Consider the following 23,797-nt stretch of genomic DNA (forward strand, 5'->3'; position numbering starts at 1 on the left):
ATCCCGACGCCTGAGCGTGCCGTTGACGGCGCGTTCCTGATGCCGGTTGAAGACGTGTTCTCGATCTCGGGTCGTGGCACCGTGGTGACCGGCCGTATCGAACGCGGCGTGGTCAAGGTTGGCGAAGAAATCGAAATCGTCGGTCTGGTTCCGACGGTCAAGACGACTTGCACGGGCGTTGAAATGTTCCGCAAGCTGCTCGACCAAGGTCAAGCTGGCGACAACGTGGGCATCCTGCTGCGCGGCACCAAGCGTGAAGACGTCCAGCGCGGCCAAGTTCTGGCCAAGCCGGGCTCGATCACCCCGCACACGGACTTCACGTCCGAGGTGTACATCCTGTCCAAGGAAGAAGGCGGCCGTCACACTCCGTTCTTCCAAGGCTATCGTCCCCAGTTCTACTTCCGCACGACGGACGTGACGGGCACGATCGAGCTGCCGGCCGACAAGGAAATGGTTCTGCCGGGCGACAACGTGGCCATGACGGTCAAGCTGTTGGCTCCCATCGCCATGGAAGAAGGCCTGCGTTTCGCCATCCGTGAAGGCGGTCGTACCGTCGGCGCCGGCGTCGTCGCCAAGATCCTGAAGTAAGCAATACCCGAATGGGTAGAGAGGACGAAAAGTCCCTCTACCCATTTTTGCCGTAAAAGTGTTATGATGTTTGGCTGCGCGATCATTTGCGCCGAATAGCTTGAAAAAGCTGCTTTGAGCGGATCGCGAAAGTCAGTGAATGTAGTGCAAGCCAGTAGTGTTTTAGGGGCATAGCTCAATTGGCAGAGCGTCGGTCTCCAAAACCGAAGGTTGTAGGTTCGATTCCTACTGCCCCTGCCACCGCCAGGATAAACCCGCGGGAGATCATCGCGAGTTACGCATTCACGGCGGCTCGCGTCGCAATATGTCTAATACCAGCGTAGAAACCGTAACCAGTACCGCCGACCGGGTCAAGCTCGGGCTGGCGGTTCTCGTCGTTATTGCTGGCATCGTCGGGTTTTCCGTGCTTAGCGCACAGCCGATGCCTGCACGTATCGGCGTGTTCGTCGGTGGCCTCGTGATCGCAGCCGTGATCGCGTGGTTCAGCGAACCCGGCCGCCGCACCCTGAGCTTTGCCAGCGAGTCCTACAACGAAGTCAAGCGTGTCGCATGGCCCACCCGCAAGGAAACGACCCAGATGACGGGTATCGTTTTCGCGTTCGTGGCGGTCATGGGCATTTTCATGTGGGTGCTCGACAAGGGCATCGAATGGATTCTTTACGGCCTGTTGTTGGGCTGGAAATAAGGACGGCGAATGAGTAAGCGTTGGTATGTCGTCCATGTGTATTCCGGCATGGAAAAGAGTGTTCACAAGGCCCTGGTCGAGCGTATCGAGCGTGCCGCCTTGCAAACGTCTTTCGGCCGTATCCTTGTGCCCTCCGAAGAAGTCGTCGAGGTCAAGGGTGGTCAGAAGTCGATCACTGAACGCCGTATTTTCCCCGGTTACGTCCTGGTCGAAATGGACCTGACCGACGAAACGTGGCATTTGGTCAAGAATACGAACCGCGTCACCGGCTTTTTGGGTGGCTCGGGCAACCGTCCGACCCCGATTTCCGAAAAGGAAGTCGAGAAGATCCTCTCCCAGATGGAAGAGGGTGTCGAGAAACCCCGCCCCAAGATCCTGTTCGAAGTGGGCGAGATGGTTCGGGTCAAGGAAGGTCCGTTTGCAGACTTCAACGGCAACGTCGAAGAAGTCAATTACGAAAAGAGCAAGGTGCGTGTGTCTGTCACCATTTTTGGTCGCGCCACACCTGTCGAACTCGATTTCAGCCAGGTCGAAAAGACCTGATTTCAACCCCCGGGGAGCCCAGACCAATAAGGTCCGGGCGATATAACCCGCAAGGAGCAAAGCATGGCGAAGAAGATCGTCGGCTTTATCAAGCTGCAAGTACCGGCTGGTAAGGCTAACCCCTCCCCCCCGATTGGCCCGGCACTGGGTCAACGCGGCCTGAACATCATGGAATTCTGCAAGGCGTTCAACGCCAAGACCCAAGGTATGGAGCCTGGTCTGCCGATTCCGGTGGTGATCACCGCTTTCGCGGACAAGAGCTTCACCTTCATCATGAAGACCCCGCCCGCGACGGTCCTCATCAAGAAGGCTGCTGGCGTGCAAAAGGGTTCGGCCAAGCCGCATACCGACAAGGTCGGCACGCTGACCCGCGCTCAAGCTGAAGAAATCGCCAAGGCCAAGGGCCCCGATCTGACCGCCGCTGATCTGGACGCCGCTGTGCGCACGATCGCTGGCAGCGCCCGCAGCATGGGCATCACGGTTGAGGGGATCTAATCATGGCAAAACTGTCCAAGCGCGCCGCCGCTATTGCACAAAAGATCGACCGCACCAAGCTGTACCCGGTCGCTGAAGCCCTGACGCTGGTCAAGGAAACCGCTGTCGCCAAGTTCAATGAATCCATTGACGTGGCTGTGCAGCTCGGCATCGACCCGAAGAAGTCGGACCAACTGGTTCGCGGTTCGGTCGTTCTGCCCGCTGGTACCGGCAAGTCGGTCCGCGTCGCCGTGTTCGCCCAAGGCGAAAAGGCTGAGGCTGCCAAGGCCGCCGGCGCCGACATCGTCGGCCTGGATGACCTGGCTGACCAGATCAAGGCCGGTCAAATGGACTTTGACGTCGTCATCGCTTCGCCCGACACGATGCGTGTCGTGGGTGCCCTGGGCCAGATCCTGGGTCCCCGTGGCCTGATGCCGAACCCGAAGGTCGGCACCGTGACGCCGGACGTCGCGACCGCTGTCAAGAACGCCAAGGCCGGTCAGGTTCAGTACCGTACCGACAAGGCTGGCATCATCCACGCAACGATCGGCCGCGCGTCGTTCGGCGTGGAACAGCTGCAAACCAACCTGGCCGCTCTGGTCGACGCCCTGCAAAAGGCTCGTCCCGCAGCTGCCAAGGGCATTTACCTGCGCAAGCTGGCCGTTTCGTCCACGATGGGCGGCGGTGCTCGCGTTGAAATTGCCTCGCTGTCGGCTTCCAACTAAGCCAACAGCAGTAAACGTACTTTGGGCTGCATCCGGATTCCTCCGGATGTTGCTGTCAAAGACCGCTGGAGCGAGGGTAGTGGAAGGGTTCTCCCTTCCTTATGGAAAGCAGCATCCCCGCTGCCCCGCTTAATCCCGAAGCTCACCTAGTTCGGATCCAGCGTAGACGGCGTCCCCAGGAAGATTTCTTTACACGAAGAACTCGACCAGGCGCCGCATTCGGTTGACGCGCAAGGCTCAGGCCCCAGGCGTCTTTTGATGGAGTGTTCAAACCGTGAGTCTCAATCGTCAAGAGAAAGCGGTGGTAATCGAGGAAGTCTCGGCTGAAGTCGCCAAGGCCCAATCGATTGTTATCGCTGAGTACCGTGGTCTGGACGTCGCCTCTGTCACCGTACTGCGCAAAACTGCGCGTGAATCGGGCGTGTATCTGCGTGTTCTGAAGAACTCGCTGGCCCGTCGTGCTGTTGCCGGCACGGCTTTCGAGCCGTTGGCTGAGCAACTGACCGGTCCGCTGATCTATGGTATCAGCGCTGATCCGGTTTCGGCGGCAAAGGTCATCGCTGGTTTCGCGAAAAGCAACGACAAGCTGGTCATCAAGGCGGGCGCATTGCCCAACAGCCTGCTGACCCAAGATGGTGTGAAGGCCTTGGCCACCATGCCGTCCCGCGAAGAGTTGCTGTCGAAACTGCTTGGCACCATGCAAGCCCCCATCGCGCAATTCGTGCGTACGCTCAACGAAGTTCCGACCAAGTTCGCCCGTGGCCTCGCGGCTGTGCGCGACCAAAAGGCAGCGGCCTAATCGCCCTGCTGTCCGGAATTCGCTGAACGACGAAGCGACACCCAAACCCTGGCATTACCAAAATATTTGGAGTTCTGAAAAATGGCACTTAACAAAGCTGAAATCCTTGACGCCATCGCTGGCATGACCGTGCTCGAGCTGTCCGAGCTGATCAAGGAAATGGAAGAGAAGTTCGGCGTGTCGGCTGCTGCCGCTGCTGTCGCTGTCGCTGCTCCGGCCGCTGGTGGCGCTGCCGCCGCTGCTGAAGAGCAAACCGAGTTCACCGTCGTCCTGCTGGAAGCCGGCGCGAACAAGGTTAGCGTCATCAAGGCCGTGCGCGAGCTGACCGGTCTGGGTCTGAAGGAAGCCAAGGACCTGGTCGACGGCGCTCCGAAGCCCGTCAAGGAAGCTGTGGCCAAGGCTGACGCCGAAGCCGCCAAGAAGAAGCTGGAAGAAGCTGGCGCCAAGGTCGAAGTCAAGTAAGACCTGCGTCAACTGCCCGGGGACAGCACAGTTTGCAGTCCCCGGGCTTTTGCGTTTCCAGGAAACCCCTACTGGGGTCATGCCTTTTCAGAGGGGTTTCCTGGAGTCGTATCACCTAGGGCCGTGGTTGACGGCCCATGCAACCTCGAGTCGGAGTGCTCATGCCTTACTCGTACACCGAAAAAAAGCGCATCCGCAAAAGCTTCGCCAAGCGTGAAGACGTTCAAAACGTTCCTTTCCTTTTGGCGACACAGCTTCAATCCTACCTAACTTTCCTGCAGGCGGATACCGCCCCGTCCGATCGCGTAGCCGACGGTTTGCAGGCGGCGTTCTCGTCGATTTTCCCGATCGTTAGTCACAACGGTATGGCGCGCTTGGAGTTCGTGAGCTACGTGCTCGGCGAACCGGTGTTCGATGTCAAGGAATGTCAGCAACGTGGCCTGACCTATGCCTCGCCCCTGCGAGCCAAGGTCCGCCTGGTGCTGCTTGACCGCGAAGTCAGCAAGCCGACCGTGAAGGAAGTGAAGGAACAAGAAGTCTACATGGGCGAAATTCCGCTCATGACGGGCACGGGTTCTTTCGTCATCAACGGCACCGAGCGTGTCATCGTGTCGCAGCTGCACCGTTCGCCTGGCGTGTTCTTCGAACACGACCGCGGCAAAACGCACAGCTCCGGCAAGCTCCTGTTCTCGGCCCGCGTGATTCCTTACCGCGGTTCGTGGCTGGACTTCGAATTCGACCCGAAGGACGTCCTGTTCTTCCGCGTCGACCGTCGTCGCAAGATGCCTGTCACGATCCTGTGCAAGGCCATCGGCATGACGCCGGAATCCATCCTGGCCAACTTCTTCGACTTCGATAACTTCGAACTGAAGAGCGAAGGCGCGATGATGGAATTCGTGCCCGAGCGTTGGAAGGGCGAAATGGCCCGTTTCGACATCTCGGACCGCGATGGCAAGGTCATCGTCGAAAAAGACAAGCGCATCAATGCCAAGCATTTGCGCGACCTGGCTGCCGGCGGCATCCAGCGCATCTCCGTGCCGGAAGACTTCCTGTACGGCCGCGTGCTGGCCAAGAACATCGTTGACGAAGATACCGGCGAAGTCATCGCCAACGCCAACGACGAGATCACGGAAAGCGTGCTGGGCGCCCTGCGCGCCTCGAACGTCTACGACATCCAGGCGCTCTACACGAACGACCTGGACCGTGGTCCGTACATCTCGCAAACGCTGCGCACCGATGAAACCGCCGACCAGATGGCCGCGCGCGTTGCCATCTACCGCATGATGCGTCCTGGCGAGCCGCCCACCGAAGAAGCGGTGGAAGCGCTGTTCCAGCGTCTGTTCTACAGCGAAGAGACGTACGACCTGTCGCGCGTCGGCCGCATGAAGGTCAACAGCCGTCTGGGCCGTGGTGAAGACATCACCGGCCCGATGACGCTGACCAACGAAGACATCCTTGAGACCATCAAGGTGCTGGTTGAGCTGCGTAACGGCCGTGGCCAGATCGATGACATCGATCACTTGGGCAACCGTCGCGTGCGTTGCGTGGGCGAACTGGCCGAAAACCAGTTCCGCGCCGGCCTGGTGCGCGTCGAGCGCGCCGTCAAGGAACGTCTGGGTCAGGCCGAGACGGAAAACCTGATGCCGCACGACCTGATCAACTCCAAGCCGATTTCGGCTGCCATCAAGGAGTTCTTCGGTTCGAGCCAGCTGTCGCAGTTCATGGACCAAACCAACCCGCTGTCGGAAATCACGCACAAGCGTCGTGTTTCCGCACTGGGCCCGGGCGGTCTGACCCGCGAGCGCGCCGGCTTCGAAGTCCGCGACGTGCACCCGACCCACTACGGCCGCGTCTGCCCGATCGAAACGCCGGAAGGCCCGAACATCGGCCTGATCAACTCCATGGCGCTGTACGCTCGCTTGAACGAGTACGGCTTCCTGGAAACGCCTTACCGCAAGATTATCGACGGCCGCGTCAGCGAGCAGATCGATTACCTGTCGGCCATCGAAGAAAGCCACTACGTCATCGCGCAGGCTAACGCCGCGCTGGACGAGCAAGGCGCCTTCGTGGACGACCTGGTCGCTTGCCGTGAAGCAGGCGAAACGATGCTGACCTCGCCGGCCAACGTGCACTACATGGACGTTGCCCCGTCGCAGATCGTGTCGGTTGCTGCCTCGTTGATTCCGTTCCTGGAGCACGACGACGCGAACCGCGCACTGATGGGCGCCAACATGCAACGTCAGGCCGTGCCTTGCCTGCGCCCGGAAAAGCCGGTCGTGGGTACGGGTATCGAGCGCACCGTGGCCGTTGACTCGGGCACGACCGTGCAAGCACTGCGTGGCGGCCTGGTCGACCACGTTGACGCCGAGCGTGTCGTGATTCGCGTGAACGACGAAGAAAACGTCGCCGGCGAAGTCGGTGTCGACATCTACAACCTGATCAAGTACACGCGTTCGAACCAGAACACGAACATCAACCAGCGTCCTATCGTCAAGCGTGGCGACAAGGTCGCCAAGGGTGACGTGCTGGCCGACGGCGCATCGACCGACCTGGGCGAACTCGCCCTGGGTCAGAACATGCTGATCGCGTTCATGCCGTGGAACGGCTACAACTTCGAAGACTCGATTTTGATCTCCGAAAAGGTTGTTGCCGATGACCGCTACACCTCGGTGCACATCGAGGAATTGACGGTTGTCGCCCGCGACACGAAGCTCGGTCCGGAAGAAATCACGCGCGACATCAGCAACCTGGCTGAGACGCAACTGAACCGTCTGGACGATTCGGGCATCACGTACATTGGCGCCGAAGTCAGCGCCGACGACGTGCTGGTCGGCAAGGTCACGCCGAAGGGCGAAACCCAGCTGACGCCGGAAGAAAAGCTGCTGCGCGCCATCTTCGGTGAGAAGGCGTCCGACGTTAAGGACACCTCGCTGCGCGTGCCTTCGGGCATGACCGGCACCGTGATCGACGTGCAAGTGTTCACGCGTGAAGGCATCGTGCGCGACAAGCGCGCCCAGTCCATCATCGACGATGAACTGCGCCGCTATCGCCAAGACCTGAACGACCAGCTGCGCATCGTTGAAAACGACCAGTTCGACCGTATCGAAAAGATGCTGGTCAACAAGACCGTCAACGGCGGCCCGCGCAAGCTGGCCAAGGGCGCCACGATCACCAAGGCTTACCTGGCTGATCTGGACCGCTGGCAGTGGTTCGACATCCGTCTGGCCGATGAGCCGCACGCTGTCGTGCTGGAGCAAGCCAAGGAATCGCTGGAGCAGAAGCGTCACCAGTTCGATCTGGCCTTCGAAGAGAAGCGCAAGAAGCTGACGCAAGGCGACGAGCTGCCCCCGGGCGTGCTGAAGATGATCAAGGTCTACCTGGCCGTGAAGCGTCGTCTGCAGCCTGGTGACAAGATGGCAGGCCGTCACGGCAACAAGGGTGTGGTCTCGCGCATCACCCCGGTGGAAGACATGCCGCACATGGCTGACGGCACGCCGGCCGACATCGTTCTGAACCCGCTGGGCGTGCCCTCGCGGATGAACGTGGGTCAGGTGCTGGAAGTGCACTTGGGCTGGGCTGCCAAGGGCGTGGGCCACCGCATTGCCGATCTGCTGCGCGACGAGCGCACTGCGCAGGTCAAGAACGTCCGTGCCTACCTGGACAAGGTCTACAACACGACCGGTTCCGGCGCTCGCATCGACGAGCTGACCGACGAAGAAGTCATGGAAATGGCCCAGAACCTCAAGAACGGCGTGCCGTTCGCGACGCCCGTCTTCGACGGCGCGACCGAAGAGGAAATCACCACGATGCTGGAGCTGGCCTATCCGGACGACGTCGCCGAGCGCATGGCTCTGACGCCTTCGCGTACGCAGGCATGGCTGTTCGACGGCCGCACGGGCGAGAAATTCGAGCGCCCCGTGACCGTTGGCTACATGCACTACCTGAAGCTGCACCACTTGGTCGACGACAAGATGCACGCGCGTTCCACCGGTCCGTACTCGCTCGTCACGCAGCAGCCGCTGGGTGGTAAGGCGCAGTTCGGTGGTCAGCGTTTCGGGGAAATGGAAGTGTGGGCGCTGGAAGCATACGGCGCCGCCTACACCCTGCAAGAAATGCTGACGGTGAAGTCGGACGACATCACTGGCCGTACCAAGGTTTACGAAAACATCGTCAAGGGCGACCACGTCATCGACGCCGGCATGCCGGAATCGTTCAACGTGCTGGTTAAGGAAATCCGCTCGTTGGCCCTGGACATGGATTTGGAGCGTAACTAATGAAAGCGCTACTCGACCTATTTAAGCAAGTCTCGCAAGACGAGCAATTCGATGCCATCAAGATCGGCATCGCCTCGCCCGAGAAGATCCGTTCGTGGTCTTACGGCGAAGTTCGCAAGCCCGAGACCATCAACTACCGCACGTTCAAGCCTGAGCGTGACGGTCTGTTCTGCTCGAAGATCTTTGGCCCGATCAAGGACTATGAGTGCTTGTGCGGCAAGTACAAGCGCTTGAAGCACCGTGGCGTGATCTGCGAGAAGTGCGGCGTTGAAGTCACCGTTGCCAAGGTTCGCCGTGAACGCATGGGCCACATCGAGCTGGCCAGCCCCGTCGCGCACATCTGGTTCCTGAAGAGCCTGCCGTCGCGTCTGGGCATGGTGCTCGACATGACCCTGCGCGACATCGAACGCGTTCTGTACTTCGAAGCCTGGTGCGTGATCGAACCTGGCATGACGCCGCTCAAGCGCGGCCAGATCATGTCGGATGACGATTTCCTCGCCAAGACCGAAGAGTACGGCGACGACTTCCGTGCCCTGATGGGCGCGGAAGCCGTGCGCGAACTGCTGCGCACCATCGACATCGACCGCGAAGTGGAAACGCTGCGCGGCGAACTGAAGGCCACCAGCTCGGAAGCCAAGATCAAGAAGATCTCCAAGCGCCTGAAGGTGCTGGAAGGCTTCCAGAAGTCGGGCATCAAGGCCGAGTGGATGGTCATGGAAGTGCTGCCCGTGCTGCCGCCGGACCTGCGTCCGCTGGTGCCGCTGGACGGCGGCCGCTTCGCGACCTCCGACCTGAACGATCTGTACCGCCGCGTCATCAACCGCAACAACCGCTTGAAGCGCCTTCTGGAGCTCAAGGCGCCGGAAATCATCCTGCGCAACGAAAAGCGGATGCTGCAGGAAGCTGTTGACTCGCTGCTGGACAACGGTCGTCGCGGCAAGGCCATGACGGGCGCCAACAAGCGCCAGCTGAAGTCCCTGGCCGACATGATCAAGGGCAAGAGCGGTCGTTTCCGTCAGAACCTGCTGGGCAAGCGCGTCGACTACTCGGGCCGTTCGGTCATCGTGGTGGGTCCGCAGTTGAAGCTGCACCAGTGCGGTCTGCCCAAGCTGATGGCCCTGGAACTGTTCAAGCCGTTCATCTTCAATCGTCTGGAGATGATGGGCCTGGCCACGACGATCAAGGCTGCCAAGAAGCTGGTGGAAAGCCAGGAACCGGTGGTTTGGGACATCCTGGAAGAAGTCATCCGCGAACACCCGGTCATGCTGAACCGTGCGCCCACGCTGCACCGTTTGGGCATCCAGGCGTTCGAGCCGGTCCTGATCGAAGGCAAGGCCATCCAGCTGCACCCGCTGGTTTGCGCGGCGTTCAACGCCGACTTCGACGGTGACCAGATGGCTGTCCACGTGCCGCTGTCGCTGGAAGCCCAGCTGGAAGCGCGTACGCTGATGCTGGCGTCGAACAACGTGCTGTTCCCGGCCAACGGCGAACCGTCGATCGTGCCGTCCCAGGATATCGTGCTGGGTCTGTACTACACGACGCGTGAGCGCATCAACGGCCGCGGCGAAGGCATCTTCTTCACCGACGTCGCTGAAGTGCAACGCGCTTACGACAACGGCGAAGTCGAGCTGCAATCCCGCGTGACCGTGCGTCTGAAAGAGCACGAGCGCGACGAGGCTGGCGAATGGCAACCGGTTATCCGCCGTCACGAGACGACGGTCGGCCGCGCGCTGCTGTCCGAAATTCTGCCGAAGGGCCTGCCCTTCACGGTGCTGAACAAGGCACTGAAGAAGAAGGAAATCTCGCGCCTGATCAACCAGTCGTTCCGCCGTTGCGGCCTGCGCGACACGGTGATCTTCGCCGACAAGCTGATGCAGTCCGGCTTCAAGCTGGCCACGCGCGGCGGTATCTCGATCGCCATGGGCGACATGCTGATCCCGACCGCCAAGGAAGGCATCCTGGCTGAAGCCAGCCGCGAAGTGAAGGAAATCGACAAGCAGTACTCGTCGGGTCTGGTCACGTCCCAAGAACGCTACAACAACGTGGTGGACATCTGGGGCAAGGCTGGCGACAAGGTCGGCAAGGCGATGATGGAACAACTGGCCACCGAGCCGGTTGTGAACCGTCACGGCGAAGAAGTGCGCCAGGAATCGTTCAACTCGATCTACATGATGGCTGACTCGGGCGCCCGCGGTTCGGCCGCCCAGATCCGCCAGCTGGCCGGTATGCGCGGCCTGATGGCCAAGCCGGACGGCTCGATTATCGAAACGCCCATTACCGCGAACTTCCGTGAAGGTCTGAACGTGCTTCAGTACTTCATCTCGACTCACGGTGCGCGTAAGGGTCTGGCTGATACGGCACTGAAGACCGCGAACTCGGGCTACCTGACCCGTCGTCTGGTCGACGTGACGCAAGACTTGGTGATCACCGAGGACGATTGCGGTACGTCGCTGGGCTACAACATGAAGGCCCTGGTGGAAGGTGGTGAAGTCATCGAACCGCTGCGCGACCGCATCCTGGGTCGTGTTGCCGCCGTGGACATCATCAACCCGGACACGCAGGAAACGGCCATCGTCGCCGGCACCCTGCTGGACGAAGACCTGGTCGACACCATCGACCGCATCGGCGTGGACGAAGTCAAGGTCCGCACCCCGCTGACGTGCGAAACGCGTCACGGTCTGTGCGCACACTGCTACGGCCGCGACCTGGGTCGCGGTTCGCCGGTCAACCAGGGCGAAGCAGTCGGCGTTATCGCTGCCCAGTCCATCGGTGAACCGGGCACGCAGCTCACGATGCGTACGTTCCACATCGGTGGCGCGGCATCGCGTTCGGCTCTGGCCAGCGCGGTCGAAACCAAGTCCAGCGGTCTGGTCGGTTTTGCCAGCACGATGCGCTATGTCACGAACGCCAAGGGCGAACGTGTGGCGATCTCGCGCTCTGGCGAACTGGCGATCTTTGACGACAACGGTCGCGAACGCGAACGCCACAAGATCCCGTACGGCGCGACCGTGCTGGTGGGCGATGGCGAAGCCGTGAAGGCTGGCGCGCGTCTGGCGACGTGGGATCCGCTGACCCGTCCGATCGTGTCGGAATACGGCGGTGCCGTCCGCTTCGAGAACATCGAAGAAGGCGTGACCGTTGCCAAGCAGGTGGACGAAGTCACCGGCCTGTCGACGCTCGTCGTCATCACGCCGAAGACCCGTGGCGGCAAGATCGTCATGCGTCCGCAGATCAAGCTGGTCAACGAAAACGGCGAAGACGTCAAGATTGCCGGCACCGATCACTCGGTGAACATCTCGTTCCCGGTGGGCGCGCTGATTACCGTGCGTGACGGCCAGCAGGTTGCCGTGGGTGAAGTTCTGGCGCGTATTCCGCAAGAATCGCAAAAGACCCGCGACATTACCGGCGGTCTGCCGCGTGTGGCCGAACTGTTCGAAGCCCGTTCGCCGAAGGACGCCGGCATGCTCGCCGACGTGACCGGTACGGTTTCGTTCGGTAAGGACACCAAGGGCAAGCAGCGTCTGGTCATCACCGACCTGGAAGGCGTGAGCCACGAGTTCCTGATTCCGAAGGAAAAGCAGGTTCTGGTGCACGACGGCCAAGTGGTGAACAAGGGCGAAATGATCGTGGACGGCCCGGCCGATCCCCACGACATCCTGCGTCTGCAAGGCATCGAGAAGCTGGCGACCTACATCGTCGACGAAGTGCAGGACGTGTACCGTCTGCAAGGCGTGAAGATCAACGACAAGCACATCGAAGTGATTGTTCGTCAGATGCTGCGTCGTGTGAACATCGTCGACGCGGGCGATACCGAGTTCATCCCGGGCGAGCAAGTCGAGCGCTCTGAACTGCTGAACGCCAACGATCGTATGGCTGCCGAAGAACGTATCCCGGCGACCTACGACAACGTGCTGCTGGGTATCACGAAGGCCTCGTTGTCGACCGACTCGTTCATCTCGGCCGCTTCGTTCCAGGAAACCACTCGTGTCCTGACCGAAGCCGCCATCATGGGCAAGCGCGACGACCTGCGTGGCTTGAAGGAAAACGTCATCGTCGGCCGCCTCATCCCGGCGGGTACCGGCTTGGCTTACCACCATGCACGCCGCGACAAGGAAGAGCTGGAGGCGGCGGAACGCGAAGCCGCTCGCCAGCAGGCCAACCCGTTCGAAGACTCGCCGGTCACGGTGGGTGCGGACGCGGAAAGCCCGGCCGCCGATATCGGCACCGAGGACTCCGCCGAATAAGCGGAACCCCCGGCAGTCCCCCGCGCGCCGTCCCGGCGCGGGGGCTGAAAACAGAAAGGCCGCTGATGCGAATCAGCGGCCTTTTTCTTTTGGTGCCTCTTTTGGTGCCGCCTTCAGGGGCGGGACCGGTGGCCGGGCTACTTGCCGGCTTGCGCCCTTGCTCGTTGGAAAGCCGGACCCCAGGACGGGTGACCGGATTCATTGGGGGCAAGTTCAAAAGCGGGATCCAACGCCAGGATGCGGGCGAAGCTGTCTTCGCACAACTGGGCATAACGGGTGACGCAATAGCTGAATGCCTGCAGTTTGTAGGCTTCGACGCGCACGGCGCGGGGGGAGGTGGCCAGGGCGTCCGAGGTGGCGACGCTGCGAATGACCTCGCCATAGCGTCCGGCGCCGTAGGCGTCGCGGACTTGTTGCAATTGCGCCAACGCCTCGGGCGTGGCGGGGGCCTCGGGCTTCAAGGACGGGATGCCGGCGCAGCCCGCCAGCATCAACGACGCGCCGAGCAAACTGCTCAGAAAGCGAATTTTCATAGCTTCAAAGGGGGGTAGGAAGATTGGGCGGTACGCTATCGTGCCACAGCCTGATGCGCTCGGACATTTTCGGCAATGTCCTGATGTTGCGGATTGGATAATATTCAGGCTATTCAACCTTTGCACACTACGCGCATGAGCGCAATTCCGATAATGCCTTCGTCCACCGGCCTCCTGACGCCGCGTGGCCCCTTTTCCGGCGCCGCGCCGCTTGCCTTGCGCCCCTTGAGCGCGATTGCCGCCAGTATGGCGGGCGGCGTGCCGGAAACGCGAATCAAGCGGCTCCTGTCGGATCTGCTGCCGGCGCTGATCGCCCTGCACGCGCAGGGTGAGATCTGTGGCGACATCTCGATGGACACCGTGGGCATGGACGAGGGCGCTCGTGCGCATCTGTTGCCCGAACTGGTCGTTGCGCGTTCGCGCCGCGCCAGCCGCAGCCCCACGCCGGGTTTTGCGCCGTTCGAGCTTTATTCCGATTCCATGGAATGGCCGCGCGGCCCCTGGAGCGACGTTTACGCCCTGTGCGCCGTGATGCATGCCCTGGTGACCGGCCATCGTCCGCCGCCGGCGCCGGAGCGCCGCGCTGCGGACACCTACGAACCCCTGGTATCGCTGGGGCTGACCAAGTACAGCCCGGACTTCCTGTCCGTCATTGATGCCGGCCTGGCCATGGCGCCGGCGGACCGCCCGCAGACGCTGGCCGAATTGGCCGCCTTGCTGGGCGTGGCGGCTTATATCGAACCCGCGCCGGCCGAAGCCGAGGCGGCCGCAGGCGCTTCCTACACGGCGCCGCCCACGGCCAATGCGGCGAGACCTTCCCGCCGCAGCCGTCCTTTGCTGGCTCTGTTGTGCATCGCGGCGCTGATCGGCATCGGCACGTATTCCTGGTTCCACTGGGGCATGGGGACTCCCAACGCCCTGATCACGCATTCGGAATTGGTCCAGCCCAATCCGCCTGCCGTGCATCCCGCGCCGCAGGCGACGATACCGCCTGTCGCATTGGCGCAGCCGCTGCCGACCGCGCAGTGGCAGCCTCCCGCACCCGCGCAGCCGTCTGCGGAACAGACGCCCGCAGCGAAGGATCCAAGCGCCGGCGACCTGGCCCCCACGGCTTCGGTGGAAACGCCTGACCCTGCCGCCCAAACGCCCACGGCCGCGGTCCCGCCCATCGACGAGGCGCCCAAGCCCAGGCCGCTGGCCGTCCCCGTGACGGTGCGCCTGGACATCCGCCCTTGGGGCGAGGTGTGGATCAATGGCATCGCGCGCGGCATCAGCCCGCCCGTCAAGGAGTTGCGGCTCATCCCCGGGAAATATCAGGTGGTGCTGCGCAATGCGGACTTGCCGCCGTACCGGGGCACGCTGGAGATCAAGGCCGGCAAACCCGGGGTGATCTCGCACACCTTCCAGTAAACGCGGGGGTTACGCGGCGTCGGGCGCCGCGGGAAGGCGCAGGGTGAATACCGAGCCTGCGCCCAGTTCGCTCGCGACTTCGACGGACCCGCCATGGCGTTCGGCCACCGTGCGCACGAACGCCAGGCCCAGCCCGGCGCCGCCGACGTCGCCACGCGTTTCCACGCCCACCCGCGAGAAGGGTTCGAACAGGCGCGCCAGGTCCGCTTCGGCGATGCCCTGGCCCTGGTCGCGAATATCCACTCGCCAAAAGCCTGGTTCTTCTTCGATGCTGCATTCGATGCGCGTCTGAGGGGGGCTGTACTTGATAGCGTTATCGATCAGATTGCACAGGGCGCGCATCAACAGGGTCTGGTCGCCGCGCGTGTAGGCCACGGGCAACGGCAATCGCACGCCGAGTGCGATGTCGCGCTTGTGGGCGGAGGCCCAGAACTCGTCCACGCCATCCTGCAGCAGGCTGCCCAAGTCCAGTTCCACGGCGCAGATCGTCATCGATTCCGCGCGCGTCAGGTGCACGAAATCATCGACAAGATGCAGTGTCCGGTTGGCCAGTGTGGCGATACGCGCCAGGGTATCGCCCTGGTCGTCCAGCGTAGCGGCTTCCTGCTTCATTTCGACCAGCGCCAGGATGGAGCTTTGCGGCGCGCGCATGTCGTGCGAGATGAATCGCAGGGTTTCTTCACGCTGGCGTTCGGCCTGGCGGATGCGCGAGATATCGGTCAGCGTGGCGACGGTGCCCGCGAAGTTGCCTTCGGCGGTGTGGATGGGGGCACATTTCAGGATAAGGTCGCGCCCGGCGTAGTCGCGTACTTCGAGGTCGGCGCTCCAGGGCGAGGTGGCATCCGAAGGCGGTTTGCCGCTTAGCGCTTCCGCCACGCGCTGCCGCGTCGCGTCGTCCGAAATGGTCTTCTCCAGCAAGTGGGTGGCGGGGTGCCCCACGCGCGGCGGGCGCATGCCCAGGCGCTGGAAGTACATGACGGCGGCTTGATTGCGGAATTGCATATGGCCTTCCTGATCGAAGACCAGCGTCGCGTCCGGCATCCCGTCCAGACCGTCGGCCAGGAACCGCCGCAGGTTCCGCACCCGCGCCAGTGCACGACGCAGTTCGCCCACACGGCTTTCCAGCGATACGTTGGGGCCGGCGAGTTGGGCGCGGGCCTCGTTCAGCACCGGCGGGTACTCGCGCTGCAGCCGTCGCAGTTCGTTGTCCATGTAGCGCAACGCCGCTTCCTGGCTGCGCCAGCTCCACAGCGGATAACACAGCGCCACACCCACCAGGGCGGCGGTGGGCGCAAACCAGAGGTAGGCATGGGCCAATAGCACCCAGGAGGCCAGCAGGATGGCGGCGATCAAGGCGACGCTGACCAGCAGGGCGCGCTTGGGCGACAGCCGCCATAGCGCCAGGCAGGCCAGCAGGACCGGCAGGGCGGAGAACAGCGCGTTCCAGGTAGCGGCCGGCCGCTGATACGAGATGTCGTCGCGCGCCGCCTGCAGCAGGTTGGCGATGATCTCCACGCCCGACATGCCGCTGAGGTCGTGTGAGACCGGAGTGGGGTACGCGTCGCCCAGGCCGGTGGCCCAGGCGCCCACCAGCACGTACTTGCCTCGCAACGCTTCGGCCGGCACGTCGCCGCGTAGCACTGACAGGTAGGAGACGGTGCGTATGTGGCCCCTGGCGCCGGCATAGGGGATCAGGATGCTGCCCTCGGGCCCGGCCCGCTGCAGCAGTTGTTGCGCTTTATCGGGCTGGCCTCCGACCGTAAGCATGGACAGCGCAAGATGGAACCGGCGTTCGCCCGCGAATTCGGTGGCTGGCGTGGCCTCGCGCACGACGCCGTCGGAGTCCACGCGCGCGTTGATGAAGCCGCTTGAGGCGGCCGCTTGCGCCAGGATAGGGATGGGGGCGGCGATCGCCGACGGATTCGAGAGGCGGTCCAGCACGATGGGCAGGACCGTATGACCGTTGCGCCGGATGCTGTCCGCAAGGATCCGGTCGTCGTTGGGGTTGACGGTATCGCTTTCCGCGAAGATCAGGTCCAGCCCGACAGCGCGCGCGCCTTGCAGGCGGTCAAGCAGCGCCGCGTGGATCGCGCGCCGCCATGGCCAGCGCCCCAGCGTATCGATGCTGGTGTCATCGATGGCGACGATCAGGATGTCAGGGTCGGCGGGGCGGCTAGTCAGCGTCGCAACGCGGTCGTAGAGGATCTGATCGACCCGGCCCAGTCCGTTGAGCGAACCCAGCACGGCCGCCAGCACCGCCAGCACTACCGTCAACCACAGCGCTGAGCGCGAGGTCCGGTCAACGGTGTCGGCAGCATCGGCCATGGGGCTCCTTTGCGTGGGGTCAGGCGCTAGTACTCGGTAAGTATGACGGGCTCGCCCGAGCCGCTGGCGACCCCCAGCCCGTAGCTGGTCATCAGCTGGTTGGCGCCCTCGAACGTGGCCACCGCATCCTGCCCGCTCAAGCCCAGGTCATCGATGGCGCGCACCGACACGTAGTACGTGCCAGGCCCGGGGGCCGTAAAGCGGATGTCGTTGGTCGGGAATGCGACCGACGATACCGGCAGCGTGCCGTCGGCGTCGCGCGATACGCGCACCAGATAACTCTGGGCACCCGCCACGGGGGCGAAAGTGCTGGTCCAGCCCCCACCGCCTGAACGTTCGGGGACGGAGAGTTGCGGGGCGGCCAGCAGTTCGCGCACGCCCGACACACTGCCGTCGCTGCGGACAGCGGCGCCATAACCGCGCGCCACGGCAACCGGCTTGGCCGGCGTGGTGCCGGGCGCGTGGGGTTGCAGGCGCACGCTGCCTTCCAGCACTTCGCTATGCACGCCGCCCGCGCCGCTCTGCACGCGGAAACGCGTGCCGCGTACGCCGGTGACGGCGACGGGAGTGCGCACTTCAAAGCGGCCTACGCCTTGGCCGGTGGGCGCAACCGTGGATTCCACGCTGCCGCGCTGCACATGGATGACGGAGTCCGTCAGCGCAGTACCTTCGAATTGGCGCAGGCGCGCCAGCTCGACCGAACCGCCGGCGGGCAGGGTGAGTTTGGATCCATCGGCCAGTTCCAGCGTGACGAAGCCGTTCTGCGCGGTCACCACGGTACTGCCTTCGTGCAGACTCTGGCCCGGCCGCAAAGGCTGGCCGTTCATGTTGGCTTGGCCGCTGACGTGCAGCACGCGGGCCTCGGCGGCGCGTTCGGGAATCATCGCCAACGGGATGCGCAACTCCAGTCCAATGGGCAGCAGCTCCGGCGCGACGACCTTGTTCAGTGTTTGTAGCGGCGCCCAATTGGCCTGGTTGCGCGTGTATTGCGTCGCCAGGTTGATCAAGGTGTCGCCTTGGCGGACGCGATAGATGAAGTCCTCGCCCAGGGCGCCGGCAGGCTGGCTGTGGGCGGGGGCGGTCAGTGCACAAGAAACCAATGCAAGCAAAGAAAGCGCGCGGTAGCGGCTCATGACGTTCGGTTCTCCAGGGATGCGCGCGAAGGCGTCTACGACGAGCTCGCCGGGCTGTCTTCCGACGCGCCGGTCAATTCCAGCCGGTAGCCAAGGGCGTAGGACGAGGTAAGGCGCACACCGTTTTCAGGGCGCAACTGAAGCTTTTGCCGGATGTTCGACAAGTGCGTGTCCAGCGTGCGCGAGGTCGCGGGGATTTCCCGGTTCCAGACGCATTCGGCCAAGACGTCGCGCGACATGAGGCGACCCTGGTTGCGAAAGAACAGCAGCGCCAGTTCGAATTCCTTCGGCGCCAACGTGACCGGCGCGCCGTTCAGCGAGATGACCCGCGCCGCAGGCTCGACGCGGTAGTTGGCCACGTCGAACGAATCGTTGGCGGGCTCGGCGATCTGGCTGCGGCGCAGCAACGCCGCCACCCGGGCTAGCAACTCCAGCGGGCGCAACGGCTTGACGATGTAGTCATCGGCGCCCGCGCGCAGGCCTTCCACCAGATCGTCTTCGCTGGAGCGGTTCGTCAGGAAAATGACGGGGACGCGCGGGCCGATGTTGGCGCGCAACCAGCGCACCACATCGTCGCCGTCAATATCTGGCAAATGCCAGTCCAGCAGGACCAGATCGAAGTTCTCGGTACGCAGAGCGGCCAGCAGGTCACGGCTCTGGTGATAACTGGTGCAGGTGTATCCCGCGGCGGTCAACACCTGGTGGATGCGCCGGGCCTGATCGAGGTCGTCTTCCAGCGACGCGATTTTCATCAAACGTGTTCTCGCGAAGGCTTGCTACGCAAGCGCGCCCTGTGGCGCCCTACTGCAAGAGGGGTGAGCGAAATTATGTAATCGAATGATAACTCGGGAGAAGCGGCGGCTGGCTACGTTGTGGAAAGAACTGTCAAACATTGCAAAGTTAACGAATCTTGACTGGAGTTGTTGCGCAACAAGCCGCCACACTGTCTCAATCGCCCCACGGTGGCCGTCACATTTCGGCAACGTGGAGTGATTTCGGGTTAGAGGTGGAAATTAGCTATGAATCAATTGCGCATACTTATGATGTCGCCGGATGAGGTGGCCCGCAACGCCGCCGTGTCCGCCTTGCTGCAGGCCGGGATCTCCGCGCGTGGCTGCTCGACGTCGCTGGAGCTGTTCGGATTGCTCAATAGCGGTATCTACGATGCCGTCGTTCTGGATGTCGGGACGTTGGGCGAAATCGGCTACGCGCTGGTCGCGCGCCTGCACGGTTCGTCCCCAATGGGAATTGTGGTTTCTGGCCGCGGCATGTCCGTGGACAGCCGCCTGCGCTGCCTGCAAAGCGGCGCCGACGCCTGCCTGACAGATCCGCAGGATCCGCGCGAACTCGCGTGCATCCTGCTGGCCTTGGCCCGGCGACTGCCCGTCGCCCAGGACAACCCGGTTTCCGATGACGCGGCCAATGGCCAGTGGGAATTGCGGGACCAGGGCTGGACGCTGGTCGCGCCCACGGGCGCCGCCATATCTCTCTCGGCCAACGAGCGCCTGATCGTGCGTTCGCTGCTGGAAGTGGCGGGCAGGGCGGTTGGGCGCTCCGAACTGGGCGATGAACTGCGGGTGGAGGGCGGCGGGGTGCGCTCCAGCGGCTCGCGCAGCATCGATGTGATCGTCAGCCGCCTGCGTCGCAAGGCGGAATTGGCCGGCGTCATGCTGCCGATCCGCACGGTCTACGGCAGCGGTTACCTATTCGCCGACCAGTAGCGCGGCCGCCCGGGTACACTGCCCGCAGACACGCCTGACGCCTGCCGGCATAACCTTGTGGTTTACCCGGGCAACGCGGCGGCTTTCAGGTCGAAACGAGCGTTCCCAGGCTCGTTGGCAGTGTCACGATTTGCCGGGTACGTGGCCCCATTTTTCACGACCCACGCCGAAACCGTTGTCTTTGCGCCGCCATTTCGCTGGCCGCGCGCCGCGCTGCGGCGTTTACAAATTTCTTTGACAGTACCCCTTGATCTCAGTTATGCTAAAGGGCTTACTGCTTTATTTCGCGCGCAAAATGTGTTCGCTAGAGGGTAAACAGTCCAGGATCCGAAATCAAGGTGCGTCACGAGCCTTTTATTTTGGGTCCATCAGTCCGACTGCCCCCGAGGCACTCAGTTTTGTGCGTTTGTCATAGTTTGTTGGCAAGCCCGCTCTTTTACGTATATGAACGTTTGAGGCGGTTTTGCGCGAACTGCCTTCTCCGAAAGACACTCTTGAGGAGACGAGTACGTAAGTACTTACCAGTGGTACGTAAAAGGGATTTCAAAGGTCATGCCTACCATTAGCCAACTCGTGCGCAAGCCGCGCGAAGTCAGCATCATCAAAAGCAAGAGCCCCGCGCTCGAAAACTGCCCGCAACGCCGCGGCGTGTGCACTCGCGTGTACACCACCACCCCCAAGAAGCCGAACTCCGCTCTGCGTAAGGTTGCCAAAGTGCGTCTGACCAACGGTTACGAAGTCATTTCGTACATCGGCGGTGAAGGCCACAACCTGCAAGAGCACTCGGTGGTTCTGGTGCGTGGCGGTCGTGTGAAGGACTTGCCCGGTGTGCGTTATCACATCGTGCGCGGTTCCCTCGACCTGCAAGGCGTCAAGGATCGTAAGCAAGCCCGCTCGAAGTACGGCGCCAAGCGCCCGAAGAAGGCTTAATAACGAGTCAGCAGTACCCCCGCGTGGCGGAAGTCCGTCACTAGGGAAGTGCGACCGCGCCCTCCGGTTTCTGGGATGGAGCGCGGCACGTAAGGGGTCGTCCCAATGGGCGGCCATGGCCGTGTAATGAAACGCGGTTCAACTGAACAGACACAAGGAAGCAACAATGCCCCGTCGTCGCGAAGTACCCAAGCGCGAGATTCTGCCCGATCCCAAGTTCGGCAGCGTCGAACTCGCCAAGTTCATGAACGTCGTCATGCTGGACGGCAAGAAGGCCGTCGCCGAACGCATCGTTTACGGTGCCCTCGAGCAAGTGCAAACCAAGACCGGCAAAGAGCCGATCGAAGTTTTCAGCCTGGCGATCAACAACATCAAGCCGATCGTCGAAGTGAAGAGCCGCCGCGTTGGCGGTGCCAACTACCAAGTGCCGGTTGAAGTGCGCCCCGTGCGCCGCCTGGCCCTGGCTATGCGTTGGCTCCGTGAAGCCGCTAAGAAGCGTGGCGAGAAGTCGATGGATCTGCGTCTTGCTGGCGAACTGATCGACGCCTCCGAAGGTCGTGGCGCCGCGATGAAGAAGCGCGAAGACACGCACAAGATGGCAGAGGCCAACAAGGCCTTCAGCCATTTCCGCTGGTAATTTAAGGACTAATCCACCATGGCCCGCAAAACCCCGATCGAGCGCTATCGCAACATTGGTATCTCTGCGCACATCGATGCAGGGAAGACCACCACGACCGAACGTATCCTGTTCTACACCGGCGTCAATCACAAGATTGGCGAAGTGCATGATGGCGCAGCCACCATGGACTGGATGGAACAAGAGCAAGAGCGTGGCATCACCATTACGTCGGCAGCTACGACGGCGTTTTGGCGTGGCATGGCGAAGAACTATCCCGAACACCGCATCAACATCATCGACACCCCGGGGCACGTGGACTTCACCATTGAGGTGGAACGTTCCATGCGCGTCCTGGACGGTGCTTGCATGGTCTACTGCGCTGTGGGTGGCGTTCAGCCCCAGTCCGAAACCGTGTGGCGCCAAGCCAACAAGTACGGTGTGCCGCGTCTGGCCTTCGTCAACAAGATGGACCGCACCGGCGCCAACTTCTTCAAGGTCTATGACCAGCTGAAGAACCGCCTGCGCGCCAATCCCGTGCCGATCGTGATCCCGATCGGTGCCGAAGACACGTTCCAAGGCGTGGTCGACCTGGTCAAGATGAAGGCGATCATTTGGGACGAAGCCAGCCAAGGCATCAAGTTCGACTACCACGAGATCCCCGCTGAACTGGTTGATCAAGCCAACGAATGGCGTGAAAAGCTGGTTGAAGCTGCCGCTGAGTCGTCGGAAGAGCTGATGAACAAGTACCTGGAAACGGGTTCCTTGGACGAAGAAGAAATCAACCTGGCCATCCGCCAACGCACCATCGCTGGCGAAATCCAGCCGATGCTGTGCGGCACCGCCTTCAAGAACAAGGGCGTGCAGCGCATGCTGGATGCCGTCATCGACTACCTGCCTTCGCCCGTGGACATTCCCCCGGTCGACGGCATGGACGACGATGGCAATCCCGTCAAGCGTGAAGCTGATGATGGCGAGAAGTTCTCGGCTCTGGCATTCAAGCTGATGAGCGATCCGTTCGTGGGTCAATTGACCTTCGTGCGCGTTTACTCGGGCGTCCTGAAGTCGGGCGATACGGTCTACAACCCCATCAAGGGCAAGAAGGAACGTATCGGCCGCATTCTGCAGATGCACGCGAACAACCGCGAAGAAATCAAGGAAGTGTTGGCAGGCGACATCGCCGCCGTGGTGGGTCTGAAAGACGTGACCACCGGCGAAACGCTGTGCGACATCGACTCCCACATCCTGCTCGAACGCATGATTTTCCCCGAGCCCGTGATTTCGCAGGCCGTGGAACCGAAGTCGAAGGCTGACCAGGAAAAGATGGGTCTGGCGCTGTCGCGTCTGGCTCAGGAAGATCCGTCGTTCCGCGTGCGCAGCGACGAAGAATCCGGCCAAACCATCATTTCCGGCATGGGCGAGCTTCACCTGGAAATTCTGGTCGACCGCATGAAGCGTGAGTTCGGCGTTGAAGCCAACGTCGGCAAGCCGCAAGTGGCCTACCGTGAAACCATCCGCAAGACCTGCGACGAAGTTGAAGGCAAGTTCGTCAAGCAGTCGGGCGGCCGCGGCCAGTACGGCCACGTGGTGCTGAAGGTTGAACCCCTGCCCCCGGGCGGCGGTTTCGAATTCGTGGACGCCATCAAGGGCGGTGTGGTTCCTCGCGAATACATCCCTGCAGTGGACAAGGGCATCCAGGAAACGCTGCCTTCGGGCGTGTTGGCTGGCTACCCGATCGTCGACGTCAAGGTCACGCTGTTCTTCGGTTCGTACCACGATGTGGACTCGAACGAAAACGCGTTCAAGATGGCCGGCTCCATGGCATTCAAGGAAGGTCTGCGCAAGGCCAGCCCCGTGCTGCTGGAACCGATGATGGCCGTTGAAGTCGAAACGCCGGAAGACTACGCTGGTACCGTGATGGGCGATCTGTCCTCGCGTCGCGGCATGGTCCAAGGCATGGACGACATGGTCGGCGGCGGCAAGACCATCAAGGCTGAAGTGCCCCTGGCCGAGATGTTCGGTTACGCCACGAACCTGCGTTCGCTGACGCAAGGTCGTGCCACGTACACGATGGAATTCAAGCATTACTCCGAGGCTCCCAAGAACGTCGCTGACGAAGTCATCGCCGCTCGGGCCAAGTAAATAACCCTAGCCAGGTCCGCCCATCCGGGCGGCCTGGCAGATTCAAGTTTCCTTGAAAGTTAAAGGATAGAGATCATGGCAAAAGGCAAGTTTGAACGTACCAAGCCGCACGTGAACGTGGGTACGATTGGTCACGTTGACCACGGCAAAACGACGTTGACGGCAGCTATCACGACCGTTCTGTCGAACAAGT

19 protein-coding genes and 1 tRNA gene are annotated in these 23,797 nt (G+C 62.1%); 16 read left to right on the forward strand and 4 right to left on the reverse strand.

The genetic code is table 11. The annotated features are described in order from the left end of the window. The 10 genes from CEY09_RS31155 to rpoC form a co-directional block, all read left to right on the forward strand. Positions 1–588, forward strand: a 588-nt coding sequence (locus CEY09_RS31155) for an EF-Tu C-terminal domain-related protein (RefSeq protein WP_272938454.1), incomplete at its 5' end; no start/stop codon positions are given. A gap of 164 nt (positions 589–752) precedes the next feature. Beyond that, a tRNA-Trp gene (locus CEY09_RS31160) sits at positions 753–828 on the forward strand. Between the two features lie 64 nt (positions 829–892). Further along, a complete protein-coding gene (secE, locus tag CEY09_RS31165; RefSeq protein WP_006227004.1) occupies positions 893–1,273 on the forward strand; it encodes a preprotein translocase subunit SecE in 381 nt (126 codons plus the stop codon). Between the two features lie 9 nt (positions 1,274–1,282). Further along, entirely contained in the window at positions 1,283–1,816 is a 534-nt protein-coding gene (gene nusG / locus CEY09_RS31170; protein WP_006216576.1) for a transcription termination/antitermination protein NusG, read from the forward strand. Positions 1,817–1,879: 63 nt separating this feature from the next. Beyond that, complete coding sequence (gene rplK, locus CEY09_RS31175) at positions 1,880–2,311, forward strand: 50S ribosomal protein L11 (RefSeq protein WP_006227005.1); 432 nt, start codon at positions 1,880–1,882, stop codon at positions 2,309–2,311. A gap of 2 nt (positions 2,312–2,313) precedes the next feature. Then, positions 2,314–3,015: a 50S ribosomal protein L1 gene (rplA, locus tag CEY09_RS31180; RefSeq protein ID WP_006216574.1), complete on the forward strand. Its 702-nt coding sequence runs from the start codon at positions 2,314–2,316 to the stop codon at positions 3,013–3,015. Positions 3,016–3,289: 274 nt separating this feature from the next. After that, the gene (gene rplJ / locus CEY09_RS31185) at positions 3,290–3,814 is read left to right on the forward strand and encodes a 50S ribosomal protein L10 (RefSeq protein WP_006227006.1); all 525 of its coding nucleotides are present in this window, start codon (positions 3,290–3,292) and stop codon (positions 3,812–3,814) included. A gap of 81 nt (positions 3,815–3,895) precedes the next feature. Further along, positions 3,896–4,276: a 50S ribosomal protein L7/L12 gene (rplL, locus tag CEY09_RS31190; RefSeq protein ID WP_006227008.1), complete on the forward strand. Its 381-nt coding sequence runs from the start codon at positions 3,896–3,898 to the stop codon at positions 4,274–4,276. A 161-nt stretch (positions 4,277–4,437) separates the two neighbouring features. Beyond that, positions 4,438–8,550, forward strand: coding sequence for a DNA-directed RNA polymerase subunit beta (rpoB, locus tag CEY09_RS31195; protein ID WP_006227009.1), 4,113 nt, complete (start codon positions 4,438–4,440; stop codon positions 8,548–8,550). Continuing rightward, positions 8,550–12,794 carry a DNA-directed RNA polymerase subunit beta' gene (gene rpoC, locus CEY09_RS31200; RefSeq protein WP_006227010.1) on the forward strand — a complete coding sequence of 1,415 codons (4,245 nt, stop codon included), beginning with the start codon at positions 8,550–8,552 and terminating at the stop codon, positions 12,792–12,794. The genes rpoB and rpoC overlap by 1 nt, the downstream gene beginning before the upstream one ends. A 137-nt stretch (positions 12,795–12,931) precedes the next feature. On the opposite strand, the gene CEY09_RS31205 is transcribed toward rpoC, so the two are convergent. After that, on the reverse strand, positions 12,932–13,327 hold the full coding sequence (locus CEY09_RS31205) for a TssQ family T6SS-associated lipoprotein (RefSeq protein WP_088591603.1): 396 nt from the start codon (positions 13,325–13,327) through the stop codon (positions 12,932–12,934). Between the two features lie 153 nt (positions 13,328–13,480). Here CEY09_RS31205 and CEY09_RS31210 point away from each other — a divergent pair, with 153 nt between their 5' ends. Then, positions 13,481–14,737: a serine/threonine-protein kinase gene (locus tag CEY09_RS31210; protein WP_088591604.1), complete on the forward strand. Its 1,257-nt coding sequence runs from the start codon at positions 13,481–13,483 to the stop codon at positions 14,735–14,737. A gap of 9 nt (positions 14,738–14,746) precedes the next feature. Here the strand turns inward: CEY09_RS31210 and CEY09_RS31215 are convergent, their stop codons facing one another. The 3 genes from CEY09_RS31215 to CEY09_RS31225 are packed head-to-tail and all read right to left on the reverse strand — an operon-like array spanning position 14,747 to position 18,947. Then, positions 14,747–17,062, reverse strand: coding sequence for a CHASE2 domain-containing protein (locus tag CEY09_RS31215; protein WP_088591605.1), 2,316 nt, complete (start codon positions 17,060–17,062; stop codon positions 14,747–14,749). A 26-nt stretch (positions 17,063–17,088) separates the two neighbouring features. Continuing rightward, on the reverse strand, positions 17,089–18,195 hold the full coding sequence (locus CEY09_RS31220; RefSeq protein WP_088591606.1) for a FecR domain-containing protein: 1,107 nt from the start codon (positions 18,193–18,195) through the stop codon (positions 17,089–17,091). Positions 18,196–18,230: 35 nt separating this feature from the next. Continuing rightward, the gene (locus CEY09_RS31225; RefSeq protein ID WP_088591607.1) at positions 18,231–18,947 is read right to left on the reverse strand and encodes a response regulator transcription factor; all 717 of its coding nucleotides are present in this window, start codon (positions 18,945–18,947) and stop codon (positions 18,231–18,233) included. Positions 18,948–19,214: 267 nt separating this feature from the next. Here CEY09_RS31225 and CEY09_RS31230 point away from each other — a divergent pair, with 267 nt between their 5' ends. The 5 genes from CEY09_RS31230 to CEY09_RS31250 all read left to right on the forward strand — a co-directional run. Further along, complete coding sequence (locus CEY09_RS31230) at positions 19,215–19,916, forward strand: response regulator transcription factor (RefSeq protein WP_088591608.1); 702 nt, start codon at positions 19,215–19,217, stop codon at positions 19,914–19,916. A 552-nt stretch (positions 19,917–20,468) separates the two neighbouring features. Beyond that, positions 20,469–20,846 (forward strand): 30S ribosomal protein S12, encoded by a 378-nt coding sequence (gene rpsL / locus CEY09_RS31235; RefSeq protein WP_005017264.1) that lies wholly within the window; start codon positions 20,469–20,471, stop codon positions 20,844–20,846. Between the two features lie 166 nt (positions 20,847–21,012). Continuing rightward, positions 21,013–21,483: a 30S ribosomal protein S7 gene (gene rpsG / locus CEY09_RS31240; RefSeq protein WP_006216561.1), complete on the forward strand. Its 471-nt coding sequence runs from the start codon at positions 21,013–21,015 to the stop codon at positions 21,481–21,483. An 18-nt stretch (positions 21,484–21,501) separates the two neighbouring features. Beyond that, positions 21,502–23,604, forward strand: a complete 2,103-nt coding sequence (gene fusA / locus CEY09_RS31245; RefSeq protein WP_088591609.1) for an elongation factor G — start codon at positions 21,502–21,504, stop codon at positions 23,602–23,604. A gap of 75 nt (positions 23,605–23,679) precedes the next feature. Further along, a partial coding sequence (locus CEY09_RS31250) for a GTP-binding protein (RefSeq protein ID WP_234818445.1) occupies positions 23,680–23,797 on the forward strand: 118 nt, incomplete at its 3' end.

It is taken from the genome of Achromobacter marplatensis, assembly GCF_002209535.1.
Classification (GTDB): domain Bacteria; phylum Pseudomonadota; class Gammaproteobacteria; order Burkholderiales; family Burkholderiaceae_B; genus Achromobacter; species Achromobacter marplatensis.

Excerpts from the sequence above, each read along its gene's own strand:
- secE (WP_006227004.1), top strand. The coding sequence starts at position 893 with ATGTCTAATACCAGCGTAGAAACCGTAACCAGTACCGCCGACCGGGTC.
- nusG (WP_006216576.1), top strand. The coding sequence starts at position 1,283 with ATGAGTAAGCGTTGGTATGTCGTCCATGTGTATTCCGGCATGGAAAAG.
- rplK (WP_006227005.1), top strand. The coding sequence starts at position 1,880 with ATGGCGAAGAAGATCGTCGGCTTTATCAAGCTGCAAGTACCGGCTGGT.
- rplA (WP_006216574.1), top strand. The coding sequence starts at position 2,314 with ATGGCAAAACTGTCCAAGCGCGCCGCCGCTATTGCACAAAAGATCGAC.
- rplL (WP_006227008.1), top strand. The coding sequence starts at position 3,896 with ATGGCACTTAACAAAGCTGAAATCCTTGACGCCATCGCTGGCATGACC.
- rpoB (WP_006227009.1), top strand. The coding sequence starts at position 4,438 with ATGCCTTACTCGTACACCGAAAAAAAGCGCATCCGCAAAAGCTTCGCC.
- rpoC (WP_006227010.1), top strand. The coding sequence starts at position 8,550 with ATGAAAGCGCTACTCGACCTATTTAAGCAAGTCTCGCAAGACGAGCAA.
- CEY09_RS31205 (WP_088591603.1), bottom strand. The coding sequence starts at position 13,327 with ATGAAAATTCGCTTTCTGAGCAGTTTGCTCGGCGCGTCGTTGATGCTG.
- CEY09_RS31210 (WP_088591604.1), top strand. The coding sequence starts at position 13,481 with ATGCCTTCGTCCACCGGCCTCCTGACGCCGCGTGGCCCCTTTTCCGGC.
- CEY09_RS31215 (WP_088591605.1), bottom strand. The coding sequence starts at position 17,062 with ATGGCCGATGCTGCCGACACCGTTGACCGGACCTCGCGCTCAGCGCTG.
- CEY09_RS31220 (WP_088591606.1), bottom strand. The coding sequence starts at position 18,195 with ATGAGCCGCTACCGCGCGCTTTCTTTGCTTGCATTGGTTTCTTGTGCA.
- CEY09_RS31225 (WP_088591607.1), bottom strand. The coding sequence starts at position 18,947 with ATGAAAATCGCGTCGCTGGAAGACGACCTCGATCAGGCCCGGCGCATC.
- CEY09_RS31230 (WP_088591608.1), top strand. The coding sequence starts at position 19,215 with ATGAATCAATTGCGCATACTTATGATGTCGCCGGATGAGGTGGCCCGC.
- rpsL (WP_005017264.1), top strand. The coding sequence starts at position 20,469 with ATGCCTACCATTAGCCAACTCGTGCGCAAGCCGCGCGAAGTCAGCATC.
- rpsG (WP_006216561.1), top strand. The coding sequence starts at position 21,013 with ATGCCCCGTCGTCGCGAAGTACCCAAGCGCGAGATTCTGCCCGATCCC.
- fusA (WP_088591609.1), top strand. The coding sequence starts at position 21,502 with ATGGCCCGCAAAACCCCGATCGAGCGCTATCGCAACATTGGTATCTCT.